At 43.7% G+C, this 22,859-nt stretch carries 17 protein-coding genes, 1 tRNA gene and 1 other RNA gene; 6 read left to right on the top strand and 13 right to left on the bottom strand.

The window, feature by feature from the left end; genetic code table 11:
• Positions 1–36: 36 nt before the first annotated feature.
• The gene (locus R7Q11_RS07150; protein WP_005378476.1) at positions 37–1,197 is read left to right on the top strand and encodes a DUF1887 family protein; all 1,161 of its coding nucleotides are present in this window, start codon (positions 37–39) and stop codon (positions 1,195–1,197) included.
• A 157-nt stretch (positions 1,198–1,354) separates the two neighbouring features.
• Here the strand turns inward: R7Q11_RS07150 and udp are convergent, their stop codons facing one another.
• The 7 genes from udp to R7Q11_RS07115 form a co-directional block, all read right to left on the bottom strand.
• Positions 1,355–2,113 (bottom strand): uridine phosphorylase, encoded by a 759-nt coding sequence (gene udp, locus R7Q11_RS07145; protein ID WP_005378479.1) that lies wholly within the window; start codon positions 2,111–2,113, stop codon positions 1,355–1,357.
• A 314-nt stretch (positions 2,114–2,427) separates the two neighbouring features.
• Positions 2,428–4,734 carry a zinc/cadmium/mercury/lead-transporting ATPase gene (locus tag R7Q11_RS07140; RefSeq protein ID WP_186584403.1) on the bottom strand — a complete coding sequence of 769 codons (2,307 nt, stop codon included), beginning with the start codon at positions 4,732–4,734 and terminating at the stop codon, positions 2,428–2,430.
• A 172-nt stretch (positions 4,735–4,906) separates the two neighbouring features.
• Positions 4,907–5,326, bottom strand: a complete 420-nt coding sequence (locus tag R7Q11_RS07135) for a CBS domain-containing protein (RefSeq protein ID WP_005378483.1) — start codon at positions 5,324–5,326, stop codon at positions 4,907–4,909.
• A 245-nt stretch (positions 5,327–5,571) separates the two neighbouring features.
• Positions 5,572–6,306 carry an RNA methyltransferase gene (locus tag R7Q11_RS07130; protein WP_005378485.1) on the bottom strand — a complete coding sequence of 245 codons (735 nt, stop codon included), beginning with the start codon at positions 6,304–6,306 and terminating at the stop codon, positions 5,572–5,574.
• 212 nt (positions 6,307–6,518) lie between these two features.
• Positions 6,519–6,615: signal recognition particle sRNA small type (ffs, locus tag R7Q11_RS07125), an RNA gene on the bottom strand.
• A 137-nt stretch (positions 6,616–6,752) separates the two neighbouring features.
• Entirely contained in the window at positions 6,753–8,756 is a 2,004-nt protein-coding gene (locus R7Q11_RS07120; protein WP_017820005.1) for a GGDEF domain-containing protein, read from the bottom strand.
• A gap of 152 nt (positions 8,757–8,908) precedes the next feature.
• Positions 8,909–9,652, bottom strand: a complete 744-nt coding sequence (locus tag R7Q11_RS07115) for a hypothetical protein (protein WP_005378568.1) — start codon at positions 9,650–9,652, stop codon at positions 8,909–8,911.
• 257 nt (positions 9,653–9,909) lie between these two features.
• On the opposite strand from R7Q11_RS07115, the gene R7Q11_RS07110 reads away from it, so the two are divergent.
• Positions 9,910–10,212: a DNA base-flipping protein gene (locus tag R7Q11_RS07110; RefSeq protein WP_005378570.1), complete on the top strand. Its 303-nt coding sequence runs from the start codon at positions 9,910–9,912 to the stop codon at positions 10,210–10,212.
• A gap of 30 nt (positions 10,213–10,242) precedes the next feature.
• Here the strand turns inward: R7Q11_RS07110 and R7Q11_RS07105 are convergent, their stop codons facing one another.
• On the bottom strand, positions 10,243–10,677 hold the full coding sequence (locus R7Q11_RS07105) for a YbaY family lipoprotein (protein WP_005378572.1): 435 nt from the start codon (positions 10,675–10,677) through the stop codon (positions 10,243–10,245).
• Positions 10,678–10,917: 240 nt separating this feature from the next.
• On the opposite strand from R7Q11_RS07105, the gene tesB reads away from it, so the two are divergent.
• Positions 10,918–11,778 (top strand): acyl-CoA thioesterase II, encoded by an 861-nt coding sequence (gene tesB / locus R7Q11_RS07100; RefSeq protein ID WP_005378575.1) that lies wholly within the window; start codon positions 10,918–10,920, stop codon positions 11,776–11,778.
• 68 nt (positions 11,779–11,846) lie between these two features.
• Here tesB and R7Q11_RS07095 read toward each other — a convergent pair whose 3' ends face one another.
• On the bottom strand, positions 11,847–14,888 hold the full coding sequence (locus R7Q11_RS07095; protein WP_005378577.1) for a hypothetical protein: 3,042 nt from the start codon (positions 14,886–14,888) through the stop codon (positions 11,847–11,849).
• 456 nt (positions 14,889–15,344) lie between these two features.
• The gene (locus tag R7Q11_RS07090) at positions 15,345–15,809 is read right to left on the bottom strand and encodes an Lrp/AsnC family transcriptional regulator (protein ID WP_005378579.1); all 465 of its coding nucleotides are present in this window, start codon (positions 15,807–15,809) and stop codon (positions 15,345–15,347) included.
• Between the two features lie 139 nt (positions 15,810–15,948).
• On the opposite strand from R7Q11_RS07090, the gene R7Q11_RS07085 reads away from it, so the two are divergent.
• Positions 15,949–17,043 (top strand): PLP-dependent cysteine synthase family protein, encoded by a 1,095-nt coding sequence (locus tag R7Q11_RS07085; RefSeq protein WP_169628355.1) that lies wholly within the window; start codon positions 15,949–15,951, stop codon positions 17,041–17,043.
• Between the two features lie 61 nt (positions 17,044–17,104).
• On the opposite strand, the gene R7Q11_RS07080 is transcribed toward R7Q11_RS07085, so the two are convergent.
• Complete coding sequence (locus R7Q11_RS07080) at positions 17,105–17,422, bottom strand: DUF1244 domain-containing protein (protein ID WP_005378586.1); 318 nt, start codon at positions 17,420–17,422, stop codon at positions 17,105–17,107.
• Between the two features lie 214 nt (positions 17,423–17,636).
• On the opposite strand from R7Q11_RS07080, the gene R7Q11_RS07075 reads away from it, so the two are divergent.
• Positions 17,637–18,212: a porin family protein gene (locus R7Q11_RS07075; RefSeq protein WP_053307492.1), complete on the top strand. Its 576-nt coding sequence runs from the start codon at positions 17,637–17,639 to the stop codon at positions 18,210–18,212.
• Between the two features lie 80 nt (positions 18,213–18,292).
• Here R7Q11_RS07075 and vmeF read toward each other — a convergent pair whose 3' ends face one another.
• Positions 18,293–21,406, bottom strand: a complete 3,114-nt coding sequence (gene vmeF / locus R7Q11_RS07070) for a multidrug efflux RND transporter permease subunit VmeF (RefSeq protein ID WP_054576347.1) — start codon at positions 21,404–21,406, stop codon at positions 18,293–18,295.
• Positions 21,406–22,500, bottom strand: a complete 1,095-nt coding sequence (locus tag R7Q11_RS07065) for an efflux RND transporter periplasmic adaptor subunit (RefSeq protein WP_005378593.1) — start codon at positions 22,498–22,500, stop codon at positions 21,406–21,408. Before R7Q11_RS07065 ends, vmeF begins: the two co-directional genes overlap by 1 nt.
• 292 nt (positions 22,501–22,792) lie before the next feature.
• Between R7Q11_RS07065 and R7Q11_RS07060 the strand changes: the two genes are divergently transcribed.
• Positions 22,793–22,859: transfer RNA gene (locus tag R7Q11_RS07060), tRNA-Tyr, on the top strand.

Here is a 22,859-nt window from a genome sequence, read left to right as displayed (position 1 = left end):
AACTCTTTTCGAGCGGCCTCATAAAAAGGAAAATCTATGGCTGTTCATGTTGGTATTATCGACCAAGACCCAGTGAGATTGGTCACTCCTCTATTAGATAATCGTACGCTAAGCACACATATCGTCTTCATCGGAGACAAGAGCCAGTTAGATATATTTGACCGACTGAGTGCCGTTTTAGATCAACGAGAAATTACTTCTGAATTTTTTGAAATTCCATCCGCTGTTAATACATCTCTGATCAAACAAGCAATTCAAAAACTGGCAAAAGATCTCCATGAACGCGGCGAAGATGTAAAATTGAACGCGAGCTGTGGTCTTCGTCATCGCTTGTTGTCGGTGTACGAAGTTTTCCGTACCTATCGCTGGCCAATTTTTGTGGTTGAGCCTAGTAGCGATAAGCTTTGTTGGTTATACCCTGATGGCAAAGAAGATACCCAAGTCGAAGATCACATTACGATTGCAGATTACCTCACTATCTTTGGTGCACGCGGCGAGTTTCACCACGTTGATTTACCACCTCTTCTTGATAAAAAATTGTATGAACTTGGTGAACGATGGGCCTCAAATGCGCTTGAGCTTGGGCCAGGTCTAGCAACACTTAACTACCTTGCAACCACATGCCGCAAAGAACAAAAGCTTGATGTCGAGCTCTCCGAAAAACAGCAGGGCTACCGTGAGCTCAACATGTTGCTTTCAGATTTAGTAGAAGCAGAAATCGCCACCTATGAGAATGGCGTTTTAACGTTTGCAGATGAAGATGCTCGACGCTTTTCAAACGGTGAGTGGTTAGAAACTTTGGTTCACAGCACCGTGAAGCAAATCCAAGACACCATGCCGACGATCCAAGATCGATCGTTAAATGTTCAGGTTTATCGCAAACTTGGTGAAAGTGAAGTACGCAATGAGTTAGATGTCGCAACAGTTGTAAACAACAAGTTGCACATCATCGAGTGCAAAACCAAAGGCATGAGAGATGACGGCGACGATACTTTATATAAGTTAGAATCGCTTCGCGATCTATTAGGTGGCTTACAAGCGCGCGCAATGTTGGTGAGCTTCCGTCCTCTTCGTCACAATGACATTACTCGTGCTGAAGACTTAGGGCTAGCCCTGATTGGCCCTGATGAGCTTAAAGATTTAAGAACGCACTTAACTGCTTGGTTTAAAGACGCGGGCGGTTCAGACGAGATATAGTGCCATTAAGAAAAGCTAAAATTCACAACGATAAAAAGCAGCATTAATGCTGCTTTTTTTATACCTAAATTTTAGCTGTACGCATTTCTATAACTAGAAAAAAACCAGAGGTTAGCCTCTGGTTTTTTCTGTTTGTTTAAATGCCAACTATAGGGGCTTAAAGCATTTTACGCGCTGCTTCTACAACCACTTTAATTGAACGCGCTTCCGTTTCTTTCAGAGTTGAATGATCTGGAATCTCTTTTTGTGTACGGTTGATGATAACACCTGCCACACAACCCGCTTTTAAACCAGAGCTCGCACACATTGTTAGCAGTGTTGCAGACTCCATCTCGAAGTTAAGTACGCCCATGTCTTGCCATTCTTGCATAGAGCCTTGGAAACGCTTAACAACACGACCAGAGAACGTATCGTAACGTTCTTGACCAGGGTAGAACGTGTCGCTTGATGCAGTCACACCCATGTGAACTGTAGCGCCAGACTCTTCTACCGCTGCTTTCATTGCGGTTGCTACTTCAAAGTCAGCAACTGCTGGGAATTCCATAGGAGCAAAGTGTAGGCTCGCACCGTCAAGACGAACTGACCCCGTCGTTACGATCATGTCACCCACGTTTACATGCGGTTGAATTGCACCCGTTGTACCAACACGTAGGAAAGTACGAACACCAAGCTGTGCCAATTCCTCAACTGCGATAGAGGTAGAAGGACCACCAATACCTGTAGAACAAACCACAACAGGTTTACCGTCTAGCTCTGCACGGTATAGCGTGTATTCACGATGGCTTGCTAGAAATACTGGATTTTCCATTTGTTCTGCGATTTTTTGAACACGCGCTGGGTCACCAGGAATGATCGCTAGAGTCGCACCATTAAGATCAGCTTCAGTAACACCTAAATGGAATACAGCTTGAGACATAAGTCGCTCCTTATTGTGGCTTATTTTATGAACAATAAGCTCATTAATCAGTTATTGGGTACAGATGCACTGTAGCGAACCTTTCACCAACATAGAGTGATCACAATCACAATGACAAAATGTAATGAAAATGAAATTTCAAACAAAACTGGTATTGATCACACTTTAAGGGGCGTTAGATCATTTTGTTGCATAGCAATGCGTGATTTCAAGGACAAGAAAAACGTCTGATCGCATCAGGTTAATACGGTTAAAAAAAGCCCGATACACGAATGCCTCGGGCTATTAATGAGTGGGATCATTGGTTAGGTCAGTTATTTGATCTGTTTGGACTCAAAACGAAGTAATCTCAACGCATTCAATGTCACCAGTGCTGTTGCACCACTGTCAGCTAATACTGCAACCCACAACCCAGTAACCCCAAGTAAACTTGTCACTAAGAATACACCTTTCAAACCTAGCGCTAACGCGACATTCTGACGAATGTTACTTAGCGTCGCACGCGACAGTTCTATCATGGCAGGTAGCTCAATCAACCGGTTGTGTGTTAACGCCGCATCAGCAGTCTCGAGCGCAACATCCGTACCGCCTCCCATCGCAATACCAATGCTCGAAGCTTTCATGGCTGGAGCATCATTGATACCGTCTCCCACCATCGCAACGGTATGTTGTTGTGATAGTTTCTCGACGTAATGCACCTTGTCTGCAGGTAACAAACTCGCTTTATAATCCAAGCCTATTCTATTTGCCATTGCTTCTGCACTTCTCGGGTTGTCACCCGTTAGCATCACCGACGTGACCCCAAGTTCCTTCAACATTGCGATAGCTTGCTGGGCATCTGAGCGCAATGTATCTTGCCATGCGATCACGCCAATGACCTCGTCATCGAAACGCACAATGACAACCGTTTTACCTTGTTGTTCCAACGTAACCACTTGCTCTTTGGCTTCTTGAGAAAGTGGAAAGTCTGCCTTTGAAGGCGTGACCACTTGGACCATTTTTCCATCGACGTAACCTGTGACACCAGAGCCTACTTGCGCGGTTTTATCCAACGCTTCAGGAATAGTAAGCCCCTGCTCTTGCACTTTGGTAACTAAAGAAACCGCTAGAGGATGACTTGAACCAACCTCGATTGACGCAGTTAGGCTAAGTAACTTGTCTTCATCCATATCAAAAGCAAAGACGTCAGTCACTTCTGGTTTACCTTGCGTCAGTGTCCCAGTTTTATCAAATGCGACAGACTCAACCTTGCCAAGCAACTCAAGCGCCGCACCACCTTTGATCAATGCGCCCCGCTTAGCAGCTGCCGCCAAGCCAGAAGTGATCGCCGCAGGCGTTGAAATGACTAATGCACATGGACAAGCAATCAACAGCAGGGCGAGTCCTCGATAGATCCACGTTTCCCACGGTTGGGCAAATAGTAATGGCGGCGTAACGATAACCATCAGAGACACCAGCATCATTAGCGGCGTATACCAACGGCTAAATTTATCAAGAAAGCGTTCTAATGGTGCCTTACGAGATTCGGCTTCTTCAATCAAATGAAGAATTCGGTCTATCGCATTCTCGCCCTGACGGGAAGTCACCTGTAAGCGAACCACTTTATCGACAACCACAGCCCCGGCCATCACTTTGCCACCGGTTTGATGTTCAACGGGAACAGATTCTCCCGTTAACGCACTTTCGTCAAAACTCGCAAGCGCATCTTGCAAAACACCGTCGGCAGGCAAACGACCTCCGGGTGCGACTTCTATGATATCCCCTGGTTTAAGCTGAGCAGCTGGTACTTCTTTACGCTCTCCATCAATAATTAAAATTGAATTTTCTGGGACTAAGTCCATTAACGCCTGGACACCGCTTCGCGCGCGAGATGATGCATATGCTTCTAACTTTTCACCAATAAGGAAAAGCAATAACACCATTGCGGCTTCGGCGGTTTCACCTAAATATAAAGCGCCGAGCGCCGCTACACTCATTAACGTTTCAATCGCAAAAGGCGTACCGCTACGCGCCAACTTAAATGCTTTGAGCGCGATTGGGTATAAACCAAGTAAACACGTCAAAGTGAATAACCAAGCGCTTATTTGAGGGTCGATCTTAGAAATTACTGCCGCAGTAGCCATTGCACCAGCAATCGAGAGAATTTGGATGTTGTCTCTTATGACGCCAAGCCAGCCTTTCTTTGTAGTGCTTGGTTTTGGAGCATCAAGTGAAGAGAGCGGGAAACCCGTTTTTTGGGCTGTCTGCTCTATCGTAGCTATCAGCTCTAGACCATCAAAATCGACGACCAGTTTTTCTGTTGCAAACAAAACCTTGGCTTGGCTGACGCCTTGTAAAGACGTAATGGCTTTCTCAAGCTTTTGCGCACAAGATGGGCAATCCATACCTGACACAAGCCAAGCGTTCCGAACGGAGGAATTACTCTCCCTTGTGGGATCGTCTTCCTCGCCTGTGTCAACGCTGCAGCCTCCTCCACTACAGCAAGAGCTTTCAGAAACATCAACACTGGCCTGAGAGATATTGAGCGAAGATTTTACTGGCGCACAGCATGACTCGCTTGCACCAAGCGGCACCGCAGTTTTGATTTTGCTAGATTGGCAACCTTGATGTTTTGTACACATAATTTTTTCCTTATTGGTATCGGTGATTTACCTATTGCTAAGGATAAACCTTAGAGTAAGCTCCAAGGTCAAGATAAATTTGTACAGTTCGGCGATAGAAAATAAAAAAGACGCCGAAGCGTCTTTCCAAACCAGTTTAAAAGCAATATTCCGTAAAGTTTAAACAGAGAGGTTAAACGGGATGCTTAAAACACTCATTTAATGTCATTCCTATGGCACGCAGCACGTCTCTTCTTGTGATAACACCAACCAACTTACCTTTGCCATCCACCACTGGATACATTTTCGGCTTTCCAACTTTCATCATGTCAGCCAGTTCAATTACTGACATTTCTGGAGAAACAGATAAGACATCATCATGCATACACTCTTGTACCGTATGTGTATCTTGGCAGTGATAACTTGCTTTCACCAACTTATCTAATAAGTCTTGCTCCGATAAAAACCCAACCACTTTTTCATTTTCATCAATGACAGGGCCACCTAGTGTGACACTTTGCATTACTTTGTTTAAAGCTGCCGAAAGTGACATATCTTTCGTGAAAGTCACCGCTTGCAACGTCATGTAATCTTTTACTTTTAATGAATGCATTCTTATCTCCTTAAGGGCATTTTATTGCGGCCTTTAGATAAGTGTCGCCTAATTTCCTGATTTTACTAAATGGAAAGGAGTAATTTTATTTATAGGCACAGCCTATTGAACTAAAACAAAATTAACTCACCGAACAACATTCACTGTATTTCGTTAAACGCAAGATTCAGCCAGGCTGATTTTTCTAGGCAAAATACAACAAAGCCAGTCAAATAGACTGGCTTTGTTATTAAGTAATTGTTGCATTAGCTATGTTGGCGGCGCATGTTGTCTAAAATAATGCCAGTCGCCATCGCGACATTCAGTGATTCGGCACCGCCAAACGCCGGAATCGTGATCTTATCTGTCACGAATTTTGCTGCGGCTTCGCGCACACCATGAGATTCGCTGCCCATCAACAAAATACCTTCAGCAGCGAAATCCGTTTTATGAACGCTCTCTCCTTCCAAAAACGCGCCATATACTGGCAATTTGGCGTGTTCCAAGTAACTTGGCAAATCCACCAAACTCACTTGTACGCGGCCAAAGCTGCCCATGGTCGCACTGATCGTTTTAGGATTATAAGGATCAGCACAATCTGTACTCGCAATAATGTGCTTGATGCCATACCAGTCTGCAACACGAATAATCGTACCTAGATTACCAGGGTCGGATACACCATCTAGCGCAATCATCAAGCCTTTCGCTTGAGGCTCTTTTACACTCGGAATTTCAACCACAGCAATGGCCGCATTATTGCTCACAAGCGTGCTCGCTTTGGTCAATTCATCAAGCGATGCTTCAACACAATCAAAACGATTTAGCGTACCAGCATTTTGTTCGAGAAATGCCGCTGTTGCAAAAACCTGCTTCACCTTCAATGAACTACTTGCTAGCTCTAGTACGTTCTTTTCACCCTGAACTAGGAATAAGCCATGCGCTTTACGCTGTTTCTTTTGACCTAAAGCACGAAGCAGTTTTAATTGGTTTTTTGAAATCATTAAAGTATCCCAGGTGAAAATGGTTATTCGGCGAGTGTACCCTAAACAATCTTCACGAAAGTTCGGTATCGAGCGGATGAGATTATAAATTATACCTAAATAACCTCAAGAAGCTTGATCATCAGAAGACGTTGAACACCAAGCGTAGCCAAAATAAAAGAAAGCTCAAAAACGAAAAAAGCCCTGCGATAACGCAGGGCTTTCAAAGGGTGGGACCCCAGCCACATCCCGGCACACAAGTCACACGCTGCGGCTGCTTCCTTCCGGACCTGACCGAGTTCACGAGCTATTGTTGCGAGAGGACCAGAGCCCCATAATTCTTTTCGAGAGGTCTTGCCTCAATCGATGGGGCGATTATTCAGTATCAGCTCTCATAATGCAAGAGCAAAAACCTTGAATTTCATCATTTCATTACCGTTTGAACAAAACTCGATCAATTCATTCCTTTATGATGAAACCGTGCAGTCACGATAAGAGGAGTCGTGCCGTGAGGACTGCTTACTCATGTACATGTCTTCATCAGCCAAATGCATCGCTTGCTCTAAGCTCATGTGCCGTTCCCTTTTTGCAGAGAAACCAATAGAGATACTTATAGACTCCAAATCACTACATAATTTGCCTTTCACGTCGATTCTACTGAGCTCTCTCATTGCTCTAGTTAACTCGGCTTGCGTTGGATAACCCAGCAATATGAACTCATCCCCTCCAATTCGATAACATCTTCCCGACCAGACATAATGAATTTTTAGTGCCAGTAGTTGTAAAACTTCGTCCCCAGCGCGATGCCCATAAGTGTCATTGATTCGTTTGAAATGATTAATGTCTAAGTAAAGTATGGATAGATCTTTGTTTACTCCTTTTCGATACTTTACTTGCAACGCACGACGATTCCTTAACCCTGTTAAGTTGTCAGTGTTCGATTGACGGTAAAGATAAAGCGAAACACAAATAGCAAACAATAATACAAAGATAAACACAGCTTGTGTTTGCGTCGCTAATCGAATCTCATATTCAAGTGCGGTACGCCAATCTGGGCGTACATCGTACTGAGCAATGATCTTATCAACTTCTAACATCGCTATCGCTCGACTGAAGAAAGGCGCAAGCATGGCTCCTTTTTCATTCGCGACCAATCCAACAGAGAGTTGAGACTCATAAAACTCGCCAATAGCGGTATCCTGCTCTATCGGAACCAGTTCACTGAGACGTAAAAAATGATTGAGCATCGCCGTATCCATCGGAATGTAATCGACTTCTTCATTTAATAGCCCCTGAATGAGTTCTTGTTGGGTACGATAACGTTTGAGTTCTTTTAGCGGTAACAGTTGCGTCATCATTTGATCGAAAAAGTCATCCTTAACTACGCCAATCCGCTCAGATATCAACTGTGAAACATGAGAGTATGTGCTCGGTTTGTAACCTAAACGCTTGACCATCACCGATGCTGGCGCGTAATGGGACTTTGGAAAGTAGCTAAATGCGCGCCGCTCACGGCTGACCGTTAACGGCGCCAAAATTTCGAAATTACCTTGGATAAACTCATGGTACATAGAACCCCAGCTTTCACCAGGCTCACTAATGATCAAGCAGTTTAAAGCCAAGATCTCACAACTTCTCAGGACTACATCAGCCGTCATCCCTTCGACACTACCATCTGCGTTGTATACAACATATGGAAAGATAGATTCGAGCTTAATCCGTATTGGTTCATTAAAATCAAGGGGTAATAAACGAATAGAATCACGCAACGCTGCTCGCCTTAATTCAAATTGATACTGGGAAATTTCTTCGCGAAGCTGCTTTTGCACCGCTTCCCCGTGAATAAACGTAGCGAACGTGTCCAACTCCTCAAGATGATGATCTTTTTTACTGATGATGGATACGGGCTTTATCGAAATCTGATCATTGAGCATCTTGGCGTCAAACCCCTCCATCAGCATCGGCTTGAGCTGGTTAATGGCATCGACAACGCCGTCCACAGCACCTGAACGTAGCAGTGTTACTGCTTGTTCATGACCTTGATAAGAGATCTGTTCTAGCTCAGGGTAGTGTTGTTTAAGTAATTGGGCATAAACTGTATCTTTGGGGATGCCAACACGCGAAATGTCACTCAACGTCGAATCTTTTAAACCAAAGAGGTAGGTATATTCGATATTTGTTGGGCGGGAATAACTAAAACGTTGAGCACGTTCTTGTGTGTAAGTGATATTCGCAGCAAAGTCCGCTTCCCCATTCGCTACTGAATTTAGAATGGCATCAAAGCTGGAGTAGTTCACGTATTGAACGGTAAAGCCAAACTCCTTTGAAGCAGCATTGAAAAGAACACGAGTGACGACATCATCCGCTTCAGTCGCGACTTTATAATGAGCAATTAAAGGGGCTTCGGCTTTTACATTCAAACTCAAGAGGCAACATGCAAAAAGCAACAGTGTTCGAGCAAAAGTTGTCATGACAAACTTATCTTAAATCAACCACTTATATTGTGGTTATTATTATTGGAAGTGTAGTAAATATGAAATGAAGAACATATACTAATCTCCATTTTGTTCCACAACCAATTCGATACTCTGCCGCACATGTCACTTTTTACCTGACTAAAAATTCATAATTCAGCCTGTTCATCGCTACTACGTAAAATATAGTCAGTCATCCAAGCCGTCCCTAACAAACAGATCCAAACCACGAAAACAGGGTTTGGCACATCCGTGGTCGGGCTGACGACTAAAGCGGCAAAACCCACAGTCGGCAATGTCCAACATAATAATTTGCTCCAACGAATGGTATGTTGAAGCTTCGCAAGTGCTTCCATTGACGCTAACATTCCCGTCAAACTTAACGCCATAAGAACGGCGTACGGTAGGCCTGCAATCCACAATGGGAGCAACAAAAACAACGGCCACCAGCTGTGTTTATTGGATGGCGTCCAATGCGCAGCCGACCACCACATCGCCATAACCGCAATGGTTTGAACCACTGTAACCCAAGCAAAACCATCCAGCTTACCGCCTTGCTGTGTGACCATAAGACCAACTTGCAGTGTAAGTACAATAAGACCAGCGGTGAGCAACACACCTAAAGAGCTTCTACGAGAAAATACCACCATTAAAAGTGGGAAAAGGATCAAAACACCAACCGACAAAGCAATTGGCTGCATTGAGAGTGTCGCACCAAAAGCCATCATCGCGCCCAGTAATACTAGGCCAGCGAACCCACCTTGTGGCAGAACCCACAGCGCGGGGATCATAAGTGCAAGAACGGGAATGTCACCCTCGCTCAAACTCATCGCCCGAACGCAGACAACAGCGAGTAAGGTCGTAACGAAAAATTGAAGTGTCGATAAAATCATAGCGCCTCCTGGCTTCCCCACCTACTTGGTAACTCAACGGCAAAAACTGGGATTGAAAGTCGTTGAGAGGGTCTAGATTCAAGCTTAGCTTGCGTTTGCTTCATGCTGTTTAAGGCTCATCAACCAACGACACTAAAGAACAGAAAATGTAATTCTTCAAAGTGAGTCGCTGACAACACAAGGGTTAAGAACCGTTAGCAATATACAAGTCCAATGGTTTACCATTCCTTAGTAATCCAAAATAGACACTTTTGAGTATGGACCAATTTTTAGCGCAAATCTTTGCTGTAATTCACCAAATTCCAAAAGGAAAAGTCTCCACCTATGGGGAAATTGCAAAAATGGCCGGTTATCCGGGCTATGCGAGACATGTTGGTAAAGCACTGGGTAACCTACCAGAAGGCAGCAAACTCCCCTGGTTTAGAGTGGTAAATAGCCAAGGAAAAATATCTTTAAAAGGCAGAGACTTAGAGCGACAAAAAAAGAAATTAGAAGCAGAAGGGATTGAAGTATCGGAAGTTGGCAAAACTTCACTTAAAAAATACAAATGGCAGCCTTAAGCTGCCATTTTTTGTTCTCAGTACGTCGTATTAACGTGTTCCAACTAGACGAATATCTAATTGGTGAGTTTGTGCTTCATCTGTAATAACACCGTTATGTGTGTCGCTGATAAAACGCAGCTTTCCATCTACCTCAATGCGAGCACGAACGCTGTAACGATGGTTTGGTTTGATTTCATTGCTGTCGTAACTCAACTCAAAAGAAAGAGGAACTTGCTTACCTTCTGTTTCGAATGTCTGTTTCGCCAACACTTTTGCTGGCGCATCCGCCAAGGACACATCTTCTAACGCAATAGTAACCACTGCGTTTGGTGGCAAGGCAATCCGCTCGCGATAAGCCACTGTACCTGTAATCGTCTTCATTGACGCTTCTGTAGATTCCATTTCTGTATTTTGAGAAGTTTGGCAACCCACTAACGCAGCCCCAAAGAGTAGAGAAGTAACAAGTAGTAGTGTTTTTTTCATATATTCCTCGAAAAGAGCATTAAACCGAAGCAATTATAGGTCTGGAATATAAAACTGTCTGCTTCCTGTCACTTTATTTGACAATAGTTTGACTGAGTTAGAATTTATCAAACAATTGATTTTGTTTCATAATTGGAACAATACTATTTCTAAGTTACTCAATAGTTCTTAACTATGCCACTTCACAAGAGTGAGGCTGTTGAGGTAACTTGGAATGAAAGACAACGGTGAGGAGACACAATGAGTAAACCACTACGAGAATTGCTCAGCCTACTACAACTCGAAAAATTAGAAGAAGGCTTGTTTCGTGGCCAAAGTGAAAACCTAGGTTTGCCTCAAGTTTATGGCGGTCAAGTAATTGGGCAAGCGCTTTCTGCTGCGCGCTACACCGTTGAAGAAACACGCACGGTACACTCCTTCCATAGCTATTTTTTGTACCCTGGCGATCCAGAAAAACCTATTATTTATGATGTAGAAAATCTGAGAGATGGCCGTAGCTTTAGCACTAGACGCGTAAAAGCAATTCAAAATGGACGCCCTATTTTTTACCTAACCGCATCCTACCATGGCGATCAACCTGGGTTTGATCATCAAAAAGAAATGCCAGATATCCCTGGTCCAGAAAACTTTGCCTCAGAGAGTGAGCTCGCAAGCCATATTGCAGAATTTCTACCCAAACGCTTACGCAAAACATTTTGCGGGGAAAAGCCAATCGAAACTCGCCCCGTTACGGTTATCAACCCTTTGAAGCCCAAAAAAGCAGAACCCAAACAGTACCTTTGGATTCGTGCTAATGGTGAAATGCCAGAGAATCAGCTAATTCACCAGTACCTTCTGGCCTACGCATCCGATTGGGGATTCCTTGTGACAGCAATGCATCCACATGAAGTCTCATTAATGACGCCTAACTTTCAAGTGGCCACCATTGACCACTCTATCTGGTTCCATCGTCCGTTTAAGATGGATGAATGGCTTCTATATGCGATAGAGAGCCCAACGGCGAGCAATACTCGTGGGTTGGTCCGTGGCGAAATATACAACCAGCAAGGTCACTTAGTGGCGACCGCCGTGCAAGAAGGGGTGATGCGCTACACGAAATAGCTCGTGTTCGCCAGACGAAAAAAGGAGTGCTGTTCCGCACTCCTTTTTTAAGGGGTATCAAACGATGATTAATTTGGTTGATACTTCATGTTAATAACCGACCATTCGTAAAGTGATTTCGGGTAACCATATTCGCTTTTCCCGTAAATGACATTTGGGTCGGCATAGAATCCACCTTTATTCGTTGCTAAAAATTCACGAACCCCACGACGGTAAGTAATCACAGGTGCTACTAACTCATACTCTACCTTTTCCATCTTCGAGTCATCAATTATTAAGAACCGAGTCATACGAATCGTGCTGCCGTTGGTGCAGTACCCTGGGTCATCATAGTCAATTGCTTCAAAAGGCTTGAGATCATCTTCGAACAGCTCTGATGTACATCCATCAAATCGAGCTAAGTGTACCCACGCTCCTTTTATTAGAGTTTGGTCATCGTTACCCACCGGCTTGAATGCAAGTAGTGCAATCTTACCTTTGCCGTATAATTTCAATTCTTCGTCCGTTGGCTCACGCACTGAACGAACGTTCATCAAACCAAACTCACTTTCTTCTAAGTTAGAAAACTCACGTGCATTTAGCGTGCTAAACAATACTGTTTGTTCAGTTTCAAGCAATGTATATTGATCCGCAACACCTTCATCTGCAAAGCTTAGATACAGCTGGACTTTCTTACTTTCCAGCGCTTTGTAATCTCGAGATTCTCCTTCCGAAACGTCGAGAGAAATCCAACGTCTTTTTACTGGTGGGAGGTCAAGTAACGTCAGCTCTTCCTTATCAACATCTAATGAAGCGACTCCTTTAATTGTTGAGCTGGATATTTGATAGCTGCGGTTTCCTATTGGTGTACCAAAGTCTAGCTTAACCTTTTTAAATGGTTCAAATTCCACCTTCATTGTAGAAGCACTTAAACCAGGGTGATTCGCTTTGTTAATAGTGCCATTTACGACGATTGTTTTAGCTTTGTAGTTGCGTCCAGTAAGAGTAACCTCTACTTGGTACTCGCCTGCGTGCAAAATCTTCAAACGCCCCGTATCAGGGGAAACTAGCTCGACCACAGGATCTTTTTGGTTAATAAGACGGTAACTTGCCTTCGCAGTCCCACCACTCATCACTGGTGAGATAACACTACCAGCGGAGAATTCTACCGTTGGGTAAGTAACCGATACAGGGTTTGTGCCTTGTTTAATCGTGACCGAGAAGCTACTTTCACCCGGATCCACTTTGTCGTCCCCCGCATCCGAAACAATAATTTTTGTGCTACCCGCGTTAAGAATTTGCATGGCACCCGTTTGGCTGTTTAAGGAAACTACATCTGTTGCTGCGTTGTCTGCAAATCGGTACGTAACTTCCCCAACCGTACCAGAGATTTTCGGCGCAACAAATGTTTGGCCAACCTTCCAAATCTCTTCCACATCGGATTGAACTTCAATTCGGCTCGGCGCACTCAAAATTGTCACGTAGACTTTTTGATCAGGACCAACAGTATAATTCGCGCTCTCTTTTCTGCGCACAGTTAGCGTCGCTTTACCCGCTTTATACACATGGAGACGTCCTTCACTAAAACCACCGACAACATCTGGTGCGGTGTTATCTACAATCTCAATTTGCTCGTCAGCACTCAAACCAAAATCACGATGAAGATCAAAACTGTATTTGTTGCTGTATACAACGTCATAATCGTGCGTTGCCATGGGTTGGCCTTCAGCCTTTGCAACTTTAATGACGACATTAAATTGAATAGGTTGGTAGAACTCCCCACCATCGTCTTCAAACTTAAGGTCGTACTCACCCGCAGTCACTACCTCCAACTTGCCGTCAGTCATTCGTAAGCCATTAGGTAAGCTGCTAACTAGATTTACGTTACCTTTTTGCCCTTTAAACGCCAGAGGGATTGAAAGATTTGGTTGATAGGTAAGCGGCATTTCAATGTCTTTTATAACGGGATGAGGCGCGCGATTAACTTCAAGATCAAAACGAGTTTTGCTTGCAGGATAATTACGCATGTCATGCTCGTAAATTTCCACTTCAGCAGCACCAACACCTTTGATCAGTAATGCTTCACCATTTTCAGTTTTAGCGACAACGTCTTCACCACGAATGATTCTCAGCTCATAGTCACCGTAGGCGTTCGTCACCTTAGGGAAAATTCGTCCACCTTCCTCATAAGTTGTGACAATATCCGCTGCGCTGATTTCTTGACGCTTGCCTTGTTTTATATCCACAAAAAATTGCGCTGTTTGCTGTTTATCTAGAAACGCGTCGCTGTAAGTTGCAGTCGCTTCAACCGTTAATCGCCCAACATTATGAACAAGAAGCAAACCCGTTTCAGGGTCTAGCAACTCGGCCACCTTGCTGTCTGGTACGCTATTTATGATTTTGTAAGAAATACGTTGCGTTTGAGCTTTATCTAAACGCACTGGTTCTAACGTCAACCCTTCTCGATACTCGTCTTCAAGCAAAGCGAACTGTAATTGCCCCGGAGCTACTGCATGCAGTTTAACCGTAGCGCGAACTTGTTTCGGCAAGTAAAAGTCGTTACCTGAATCGGTAATCAGCACCGATGCCTGACCAACTGAACCTAATGAATATACCGAACCGTTCTCATCAACACGAATCAAGTTATGACCACTTTCTACCTCATAACTCAGTTCGCCTTTTTGGCCACGGACGATCAACGCTTTTCCTTCTGACTCAATCGCATTGAAATTCAGATCACTCACTGAAAGTTCAGTATTGATGCCTCGCTCTACAGTGACAGAAAATCTTGCTTCAGAAGATTCATAAGCAGAGCTACTATCTGTAGCAAGAATAGTCGCCGTTCCTGGGCGCAGAATTTGTAGTATTCCTGAGTCATTAATTTTCACGACATTTGGCGGATTAGAGTCAATGACTTGGTAAGATACCGACCCATGTACATTGCTCAGTTTTGCTTCAGTAACCGTTCCCACTCCTTCAAACTTCAACACCGTGTCTTCCACTTTTAATTGCGGACGGTTCTGCTTTGTTACCGTAGTTGGTGTCTTCGTATTGTTCGGCTTAGAGTCTCCCCCACCGCCACAGCCAGCGAGTAAAGCTGCGAGAAAAAGCAAATAGTAATTTCTGTTCATTTTTAGTAATACTTTGTTACATACAAGATGGGGCGATAATAATACGATGTTTTATTAATCACTATCCCCATTTTTGAGTACTTTATTACTTAAGTAATTGCTACTGTATTAATCCTAAAAACAAATACTCAAAAATAGCGACCAAATTACATGAAAACACAAAAAGCAAACGTTTAAATCAAACTCTTCCATTAATTTAGTAAAAATTAATATTCAATAAAATAAAACATGAAAAAGAAAGAGAAAAAATTGCGTTATTTTTTCTTTCATTATGATATATGGGACTAATGGACTGCAAAAACAAATGGTTAATGAAAAATAGAAGAGAGAATAAATATCGTTTATATTTATGAAAATCTGATAGGAAATAGTTTTAAAAGCATAATCAAACTACCTTTTAACATTTAAAATACTAAAAGGTAGAATTAACATTAGATAGAATTCTTATAGGGCGAGTTATTTTAGGATTGGTAACTCTGTTGTGTATTTAATGGACTCCATAGCAAATGTTGAAGTCACATTAGATAGCCCTTTTACGCTATTAACTAACCGCTTATAGAATTCGTCAAAACACTTCATATCTTTGACTAGTACTTTCATCATGTAGTCATACTCGCCAGCCATACGATAAAACTCCATTACCTCAGGAAAGTCACTCACAGTTGTAACAAAATGGTGATACCAACCTTCGGAATGATCAATCGTTTTTAACTGAACAAATGCAATGAAAGATAGCTCGAGCTTTTCTGCACTTAACAACGCCACGCGTTTTTCGATGTAGCCCTCTTCTTCCAACCTTTTCAAGCGCTTCCAGCATGGTGTTGTAGTAAGATTGACTCGCTCAGCCACGTCATTTAATGACGAGGTGCTGTCGGTTTGTAGTAAAGCAAGCAGCTGCTTATCTATTCGATCTAAACTCATTTCTATAAACCCATAAAATGTAGAAAATTTTTCTACAAAAATCTTTATTAAGAGTAACAATAGCAAAGTTTTTCTCGAAAATTATAGATAAATTATCCCTATCTAATACTTATCTATCGATTTCCCAAGGAGAGACGCCATGTGTACTGACCACAATTGGATCAACAATGCAGTGCGTAAAATTGAAGCAGACTTCCAACGTTCTGCTGATACTCATTTATTTAAACTTGAACTGCCTTCTCTTGATGGTATCGATATCTACCTAAAAGATGAGAGCACGCATCCAACAGGCTCTCTGAAACACCGATTGGCACGCTCGTTGTTTCTTTATGCGATTTGTAACGGATGGATTGGTCCTGAAACCACAGTGATTGAAGCGTCCTCAGGCAGCACTGCCGTTTCGGAAGCGTATTTTGCTCGCTTGCTTGGCTTACCGTTCATTGCTGTTATGCCGAAAACCACCGCACGTAAAAAGATTGAACAAATTGAGTTTTATGGTGGTAAAGCGCATCTTGTAGAGCGCTCAGATCAGATTTATGACGAGTCTCGACGCTTGGCTCAAGAGTTAAATGGTCACTACATGGACCAGTTTACTTATGCTGAACGCGCTACTGACTGGCGCGGTAACAACAACATCGCGAACTCTATCTTTAGCCAAATGGAGTTAGAAGATCACCCGATTCCTAGCTGGGTAGTGATGAGTCCTGGAACAGGCGGCACATCAGCAACCATTGGCCGTTTTATTCGTTACCAAAAATACGACACTAAGCTTTGCGTGGTAGACCCTGAAAACTCAGTGTTTTACGATGCTTTTCAGTCAGGTAATCACTCATTAAAAGGTGAGACCGGCAGCAAAATTGAAGGCATCGGTCGACCACGTGTCGAGCCAAGCTTTATTGCAGGTGTTATTGACGAGATGCGCAAAATTCCAGACGCTGCCAGTGTGGCAACCGCCCATTGGGTATCTCAGCTGATTGGGCGTAAAGTCGGCGCATCAACAGGCACCAATCTTTACGGTGTGCTGCAATTGGCTTGTGAGATGAAACAACGCGGTGAGAAGGGTTCTATCGTGACGCTTCTATGTGATTCTGGAGAGCGTTACCTAGATACGTATTATGACTTAACATGGGTAAAAGAGAACATCGGCGATATTCAACCTTACTTAGCTCAACTCGAAGTCATTCAAGCAAAAGGTTGCGTTGAGCCAGCTTGTTGCGGCTCAACTAACGCTTAACGTGCAAACTGGACTTTAAAAAACAGCCCAACTTCATGTGGGCTGTTTTTATCGCTGGGTTTTACTTTTTCTGGCGCGCTTCAAACGCAGCCAATTGTTCTGGCGTTGCCGCTGGTTGATGATTTTGTTTCCATTCATCGTAAGTCATGCCGTAAACACGTTCGCGAGCGTCATCAATATCTAAATCCAAACCGAGATTTTCAGCCTCAGATTTATACCATTTGCTAAAGCAGTTGCGACAGAAGCCCGCAAGGATCATCAGGTCGATGTTTTGTACGTCTTTGTTAGCATCTAAATGCGCCAATAAACGGCGAAATGTCGCCGCGTCTAACTTATCTTGTTCTTCTTGAGTCAAGTTTTTGTATTTGAATTCAGCCACTTTCCTTTCCTTCTCTCTTATTTAGCTAGCTTTCGTCACCATATCTAGTTAGTCGGTAGTCATGAGTAAGAAGTATGCTTTAGCGCAACAATTCCCATTCTAAAATCACTACCTTTGATAAAAGCTGATATGATAATTACCATCCATCCTATTGATTAAATTAACATTTAAACAAATCATTACAACGGTCTTTTACCAAGGTTATCGTCTAGTTATGAAAAACGCCATTCTATTATTGTCTGCCTTGACCATTAGCGTGCCAACTTTAGCTGCTCAAGAACAAGCTCATCAATCTTATTTTTATCTGGGTACTGGTAACGTTGGTTTTGATACACCGTATTTCGGCTCGGATAGAGACAATGAGTGGTCAACACCACATATCACAGTTGGCTGGGGTTACCATATAAACCAATACCTCGCGTTTGAAGGGGTTCTGCGCTATTCACAAAATGAACTTAAGAACGATGCTCTAAAAACTGACTTAGATCTTCACTATTACCAAGCAGGTATGTCTGCTGTTGTAACAAGTGATAACTTAGGCGATACGCCGCTGTCACTGTTTGGTCGCGTAACTGCGCTTGGCACTCAAGCTGAAATGTATGTTCCAAACGAACAAAAAGTCACAGATGATTCAGGCGCGCTATTCAACATCGGTGCTGGTGTCCATTGGGATATGAGCAAAGATATCTGGTTACGCGCAGAGTACATTTATAATGTCGCGGATATGGGTTTTGAAGATTTTTACGACAGCTACGAAGGTGTACAAATCAGCCTAGGGAAACGCTTCTAATCGAACGCTTCCGAGCTAACTTTAAACCGATAAAGAGAAGCCGAGGTTATTACCTCGGCTTTTATGTTTTAACGTTTGATTTAAGGGTGCGCTATACGGCCCTTCGTATCATGGCTAATTGCTTTGTTTAACTCTGCTTCTACATGACCTGGTGCTTGTGTTTTCGCCGAAATCAATCGGTACATTGCCGGGATAACAAACAAGGTCACCAATGTCGCAAACCCCATCCCGAAAAAGATTACCGTACCCACGGCAATACGGCTCTCATAACCCGCCCCTGTCGATACGATCAACGGAATTGCGCCAGCAAGTGTGGTAAACGCAGTCATCAAGATTGGACGTAGACGTCGCGCAGCTGCATCAATGATCGCTTTTTCAAACCCAACGCCACGATCACGTAGCTGATTGGCAAATTCTACGATCAAAATACCGTTTTTCGTCACCATACCAATCAACATGATCATGCCGATCTGGCTATAAATGTTCATACCTTGGCCCATAATAACTAAACCAAGGAAGCCACCAAATACACCCATCGGCACCGTAAACATGACCACTAACGGGTTTACGAAGCTTTCAAACTGAGCCGCCAACACGAGATACGCCACTAGCAGTGCCAATGCAAACACAACAGCAACACTCGCTTGGTTCTCTTTAAAGTCTTTCGACTCCCCCGAATAACTCACCGAAATGTCACCCGGTAAGTTGTCGATGGCTTCCTGGTCTAGGTAATCCAGCGCATCTCCTAATGTATAACCTTCCGACAGGTTGGCAGTAATAGTGATGGACTTCTGTTTGTTGTAGTGAGAAAGACGAATAGAGGCCGCCACTTCTTCAATTTTTGTGACCGCATCTAACGTCACTAGCTGACCGCTATTCGTGCGCAGATAAATCTGACTTAAATCTGCAGCATTATTAAAGCTATTTTCATCACCGCGAAGATACACATCGTACTCTTCGCCACGCTCAACATAAGTCGTTTCGCTTTTACCACCGAGCATGATTTCTAGGGTGTCAGAAATGTCTTGAACACTGACTCCTAGCTCTGCGGCACGCTGTCGGTCAACTGTAACCAATAACTCAGGCGTTTTTTCCGAGTAATCTATCTCTGCTCCTTCCATCATTGGTGATTCTTCTGCTTTGTTCTTTAGCATTTCAGCCCAAACAACGAGCTCATCGTAATCAGAGCCGCCTAATACGAACTGAACTGGCTCACTCGAACCACCTTGGAAACCTGGCATAAATGGGAACACTCGAACATCTGGGATACCTGCCAATTCTTTCCGTACTTTGTTAAGGGCTTGCTGAGCCGTGATATCACGTTCGTTCCAATCTTCTAGAATCATGATCACAAAGCCTGTCTGGTCTCCTGCCTGGCCACCAAACGCTGGCGTTTGGATACTGAATGACTTCAGATAACCTTGCCCTAGTAATGGCATCAATCGGTCTTCGACAATATCCATATTGGCTGACATACGATTGTATGACGTAGCATCTGCACCGCGCACAAACGCGAATATCACACCGCGATCTTCTTGTGGGGTCAGCTGGGCCGGTACCTGATTCATCAAGAAATAGCTACCGCCCAAACAAGCTAGAATCACCAGCGGAGCAGCCCAACGTACTTTCAATGCGCCTTTCAATAATGCGCGATAACCACTCTCAAGCTTGCTAAACAAGCGATCAACCGCTTCATTGAATCGATTTGGTTTTACATTCGCTTTCAAAATCTGACTACCTAATACAGGAGTCAGCGTCAGGGCAATCAAAGAGGAGAATATGACCGACATAGCCAGCAATACAGAAAACTCTGTAAATAGTAGACCTACCATGCCATCCATAAAGGAGATCGGTAAGAACACCATCACCAGCACTAATGTTGTTGCTATAACAGCAAAACCAACCTCTCTTGTGCCTTTATATGCGGCGAGTAATGGCGATTCACCGCGTTCAATATGGTGGAAGATATTCTCTACAACCACAATTGCGTCATCCACCACCAAACCAATCGATAATATCAACGCCATCAAGGTGATCAAGTTGATAGAAAACCCAAAGTAGTACGCGGCAATGAACGAAGAAATCAGAGAAACAGGAACCGTAACCGCAGGAATTAAGGTTGCACGAGCTTGGCCGATGAAAATGTACAACACCAAAATCACCAAGCCGCCTGTGATAAATAGCGTGCTGTACACCTCTTCGATTGAACGCTCGATAAATACTGTCGCGTCGTAATCTATCGCAAGGCGTGTACCTTCTGGTAAGAACTTCTGGATGTTATCGACTTCAGAACGAACCAGCTTAGCAACCTCTAACGGGTTTGCGTCTGACTGCGATACCACACCAAGACTGATGTTTACTACACCATCACTTTTGAAGGTTGAATTTTCGTTTTCTGCACCAATGAAGACATCTGCTACATCTTTTAAATAGATAGGTGTATTGTCGCTTGCGCGTTTAATGACAAGATATTGAAAATCTTCAGGCGTGTTATAAGTACGAGCCGTACGCACGGACATTACTGTTGAGTCGTTGCGAACTTCACCACCTGGGCTTTCTAGGTTCTCACTTCGCAAAGCTGATGTAATGTCCGAAGCTGTAACTGAACGTCCAGCCATTAGTTCTGGCTTAAGCTTCACGTACATGACCTTGTACAAACCACCGGAGAGATCAATGGAGCTAACCCCAGAGATCAGGCTAAAGCGATCCATCAATACACGTTCGGCATAATCGGTTAATTGAGTACGGTCCATCTCTGCAGAACTGAGATTGATGTAGAGCGACGCCTCTCCCGAGCCATTGTTCTTATAAACAATAGGGTCATCCGCTTCATCAGGTAGCGAGCGCTGAGCACGAGCCACTGCATCACGCACGTCGCTCACACCTGTGTTGAGATCGTAACCTAACTCAAACGTGATCGTGATACGCGACATGCTGTTACGAGTAGTGGAGCTAATTTCATCAACTCCACTGATCCCAGAAAGCTGGTCTTCCAAAACGGAGGTAATTTGGCTTTCAATAATAGTCGCCGATGCACCCTCATAACGCGTACTGATAGAAACGACTGGGCTTTCTATATCAGGCATTTCACGAACGGCTAATTTGGTGAATGACACAAAGCCAAACACACACAACAGCATGCTCAGAACCAACGCCGCGACAGGGCGTTTAACTGAAACGTCGGACAGTAACATTAGTTTTCTTCCTCATCCGATTCACTGTCATTGCGTGTCACATCCGTGGTGTTCGCTTTTAGTGGCGCGACAATTTCTTTCACTTCGACACCATCACGCATGTTAACAATGCCTTGAACCACAATCTTGTCACCAATCTCAACACCAGATTCGATCACCACCTCGTTGCCAACACGAGCACCTAGCGACACTTCTTGACGAGTAGCTTTGTTATTTTCATCAATTACATATACAAAACGTTTAGTTCCGGAGTATTCAAGTGCTTGAACAGGAATGATTGGCGCCTTAATAGCAGGAAATGCTAGTGAAGCGTTCATCAACATGCCCGGCTTCAATTGATTTTCTGGGTTATCAAACTCAATACGCACGCGAAGATTCAGTGTTTCGGCACTGATCCGCGTATCAATACCTGTGACTTGACCAGTAAAGGTCTGGCTACCCCATGCACTGGTTTTAGCGATGACTTCCATACCAATAGAAAGCATCGATAAATAGCGCTCCGGTACTTGTAAATCCAGTTCCATGACGGAAAGATCATCCAACGTCAAAAGTTCAGTACCCGCACTGACCATTTTGCCGCGGCTAAAATCGATAAAACCAACAGTGCCAGAAAATGGGGCAGTAATATGGAGGTCAGCTAAATTGGCTTGAGCAGCATCAAGCCTCGCTTGTGCTATTTCAACACTGGCTTTTTGTGCATCGATTTCAGTTTGAGTAATCGCATTCCGCTTAACCAAACGTTGGAACTCTTTTAACTTACGCTGTTCATCTTTTAGATACGCCTTTGCCTCAATCAAAGCGGCTTGAGCCTTATCGTCATCTAACTTAATTAATAGCTGGTCTTGCTGGACATTTTGATTCGCTTTAACAGCGATTTGATTCACTTTGCCAGCGACTTCCGATGCGACAACCACAGACTCCGCTGCCTTTAATTTGCCGATAAGAGTTAAGGATTGATTGATCTCATGCGTTTCTACTTGTTCAGTCACAACAGTAACCGCTGAGCCTCCTCGCATCGCAGCGCAAACCGATGGAGAACTCAGTAATATAGAAAGCGTTAAAACAGATAACGATAACGTGGCTTTCATGCTCATGATATTGACTTCTAAACGAATAAACTTATGTCATTAAACTGCTTACAGTTTATCAGTAGATACGGTGTTTAACGTCAAGTAGTGTAAATTCAAGTAAAAAGCGCGCCTCTCTTCTGTTCAAAGGACAAACAAAACGCTGACTTTCTACCATCTTTGCCCAAAAAGACAGCATTCAACGTAAAAACGTAAGAAAAACGCTTTACAGCCTGAGCGAGTTTGCTATGATTCGCTCCGCACTTGGGAGATGAGTTGGGAAAACATCTTACTAAGTATAAAAATCCTCTGGAGGGGTTCCCGAGTGGCCAAAGGGAGCAGACTGTAAATCTGCCGGCACTGCCTTCGATGGTTCGAATCCGTCC

The sequence above is a fragment of the Vibrio sp. 970 genome, assembly GCF_033339075.1.
Note: the sequence above shows the minus strand (reverse complement) of the source record. Positions and strands in the feature narration are given on the sequence as shown.

Bases quoted from the DNA above. Each gene is read 5' to 3' on its own strand.
- R7Q11_RS07150 (WP_005378476.1), top strand. From the start codon at position 37: ATGGCTGTTCATGTTGGTATTATCGACCAAGACCCAGTGAGATTGGTC.
- udp (WP_005378479.1), bottom strand. From the start codon at position 2,113: ATGTCTCAAGCTGTATTCCATTTAGGTGTTACTGAAGCTGATCTTAAT.
- R7Q11_RS07140 (WP_186584403.1), bottom strand. From the start codon at position 4,734: ATGTGTACAAAACATCAAGGTTGCCAATCTAGCAAAATCAAAACTGCG.
- R7Q11_RS07135 (WP_005378483.1), bottom strand. From the start codon at position 5,326: ATGCATTCATTAAAAGTAAAAGATTACATGACGTTGCAAGCGGTGACT.
- R7Q11_RS07130 (WP_005378485.1), bottom strand. From the start codon at position 6,306: ATGATTTCAAAAAACCAATTAAAACTGCTTCGTGCTTTAGGTCAAAAG.
- R7Q11_RS07120 (WP_017820005.1), bottom strand. From the start codon at position 8,756: ATGACAACTTTTGCTCGAACACTGTTGCTTTTTGCATGTTGCCTCTTG.
- R7Q11_RS07115 (WP_005378568.1), bottom strand. From the start codon at position 9,652: ATGATTTTATCGACACTTCAATTTTTCGTTACGACCTTACTCGCTGTT.
- R7Q11_RS07110 (WP_005378570.1), top strand. From the start codon at position 9,910: ATGGACCAATTTTTAGCGCAAATCTTTGCTGTAATTCACCAAATTCCA.
- R7Q11_RS07105 (WP_005378572.1), bottom strand. From the start codon at position 10,677: ATGAAAAAAACACTACTACTTGTTACTTCTCTACTCTTTGGGGCTGCG.
- tesB (WP_005378575.1), top strand. From the start codon at position 10,918: ATGAGTAAACCACTACGAGAATTGCTCAGCCTACTACAACTCGAAAAA.
- R7Q11_RS07095 (WP_005378577.1), bottom strand. From the start codon at position 14,888: ATGAACAGAAATTACTATTTGCTTTTTCTCGCAGCTTTACTCGCTGGC.
- R7Q11_RS07090 (WP_005378579.1), bottom strand. From the start codon at position 15,809: ATGAGTTTAGATCGAATAGATAAGCAGCTGCTTGCTTTACTACAAACC.
- R7Q11_RS07085 (WP_169628355.1), top strand. From the start codon at position 15,949: ATGTGTACTGACCACAATTGGATCAACAATGCAGTGCGTAAAATTGAA.
- R7Q11_RS07075 (WP_053307492.1), top strand. From the start codon at position 17,637: ATGAAAAACGCCATTCTATTATTGTCTGCCTTGACCATTAGCGTGCCA.
- vmeF (WP_054576347.1), bottom strand. From the start codon at position 21,406: ATGTTACTGTCCGACGTTTCAGTTAAACGCCCTGTCGCGGCGTTGGTT.
- R7Q11_RS07065 (WP_005378593.1), bottom strand. From the start codon at position 22,500: ATGAGCATGAAAGCCACGTTATCGTTATCTGTTTTAACGCTTTCTATA.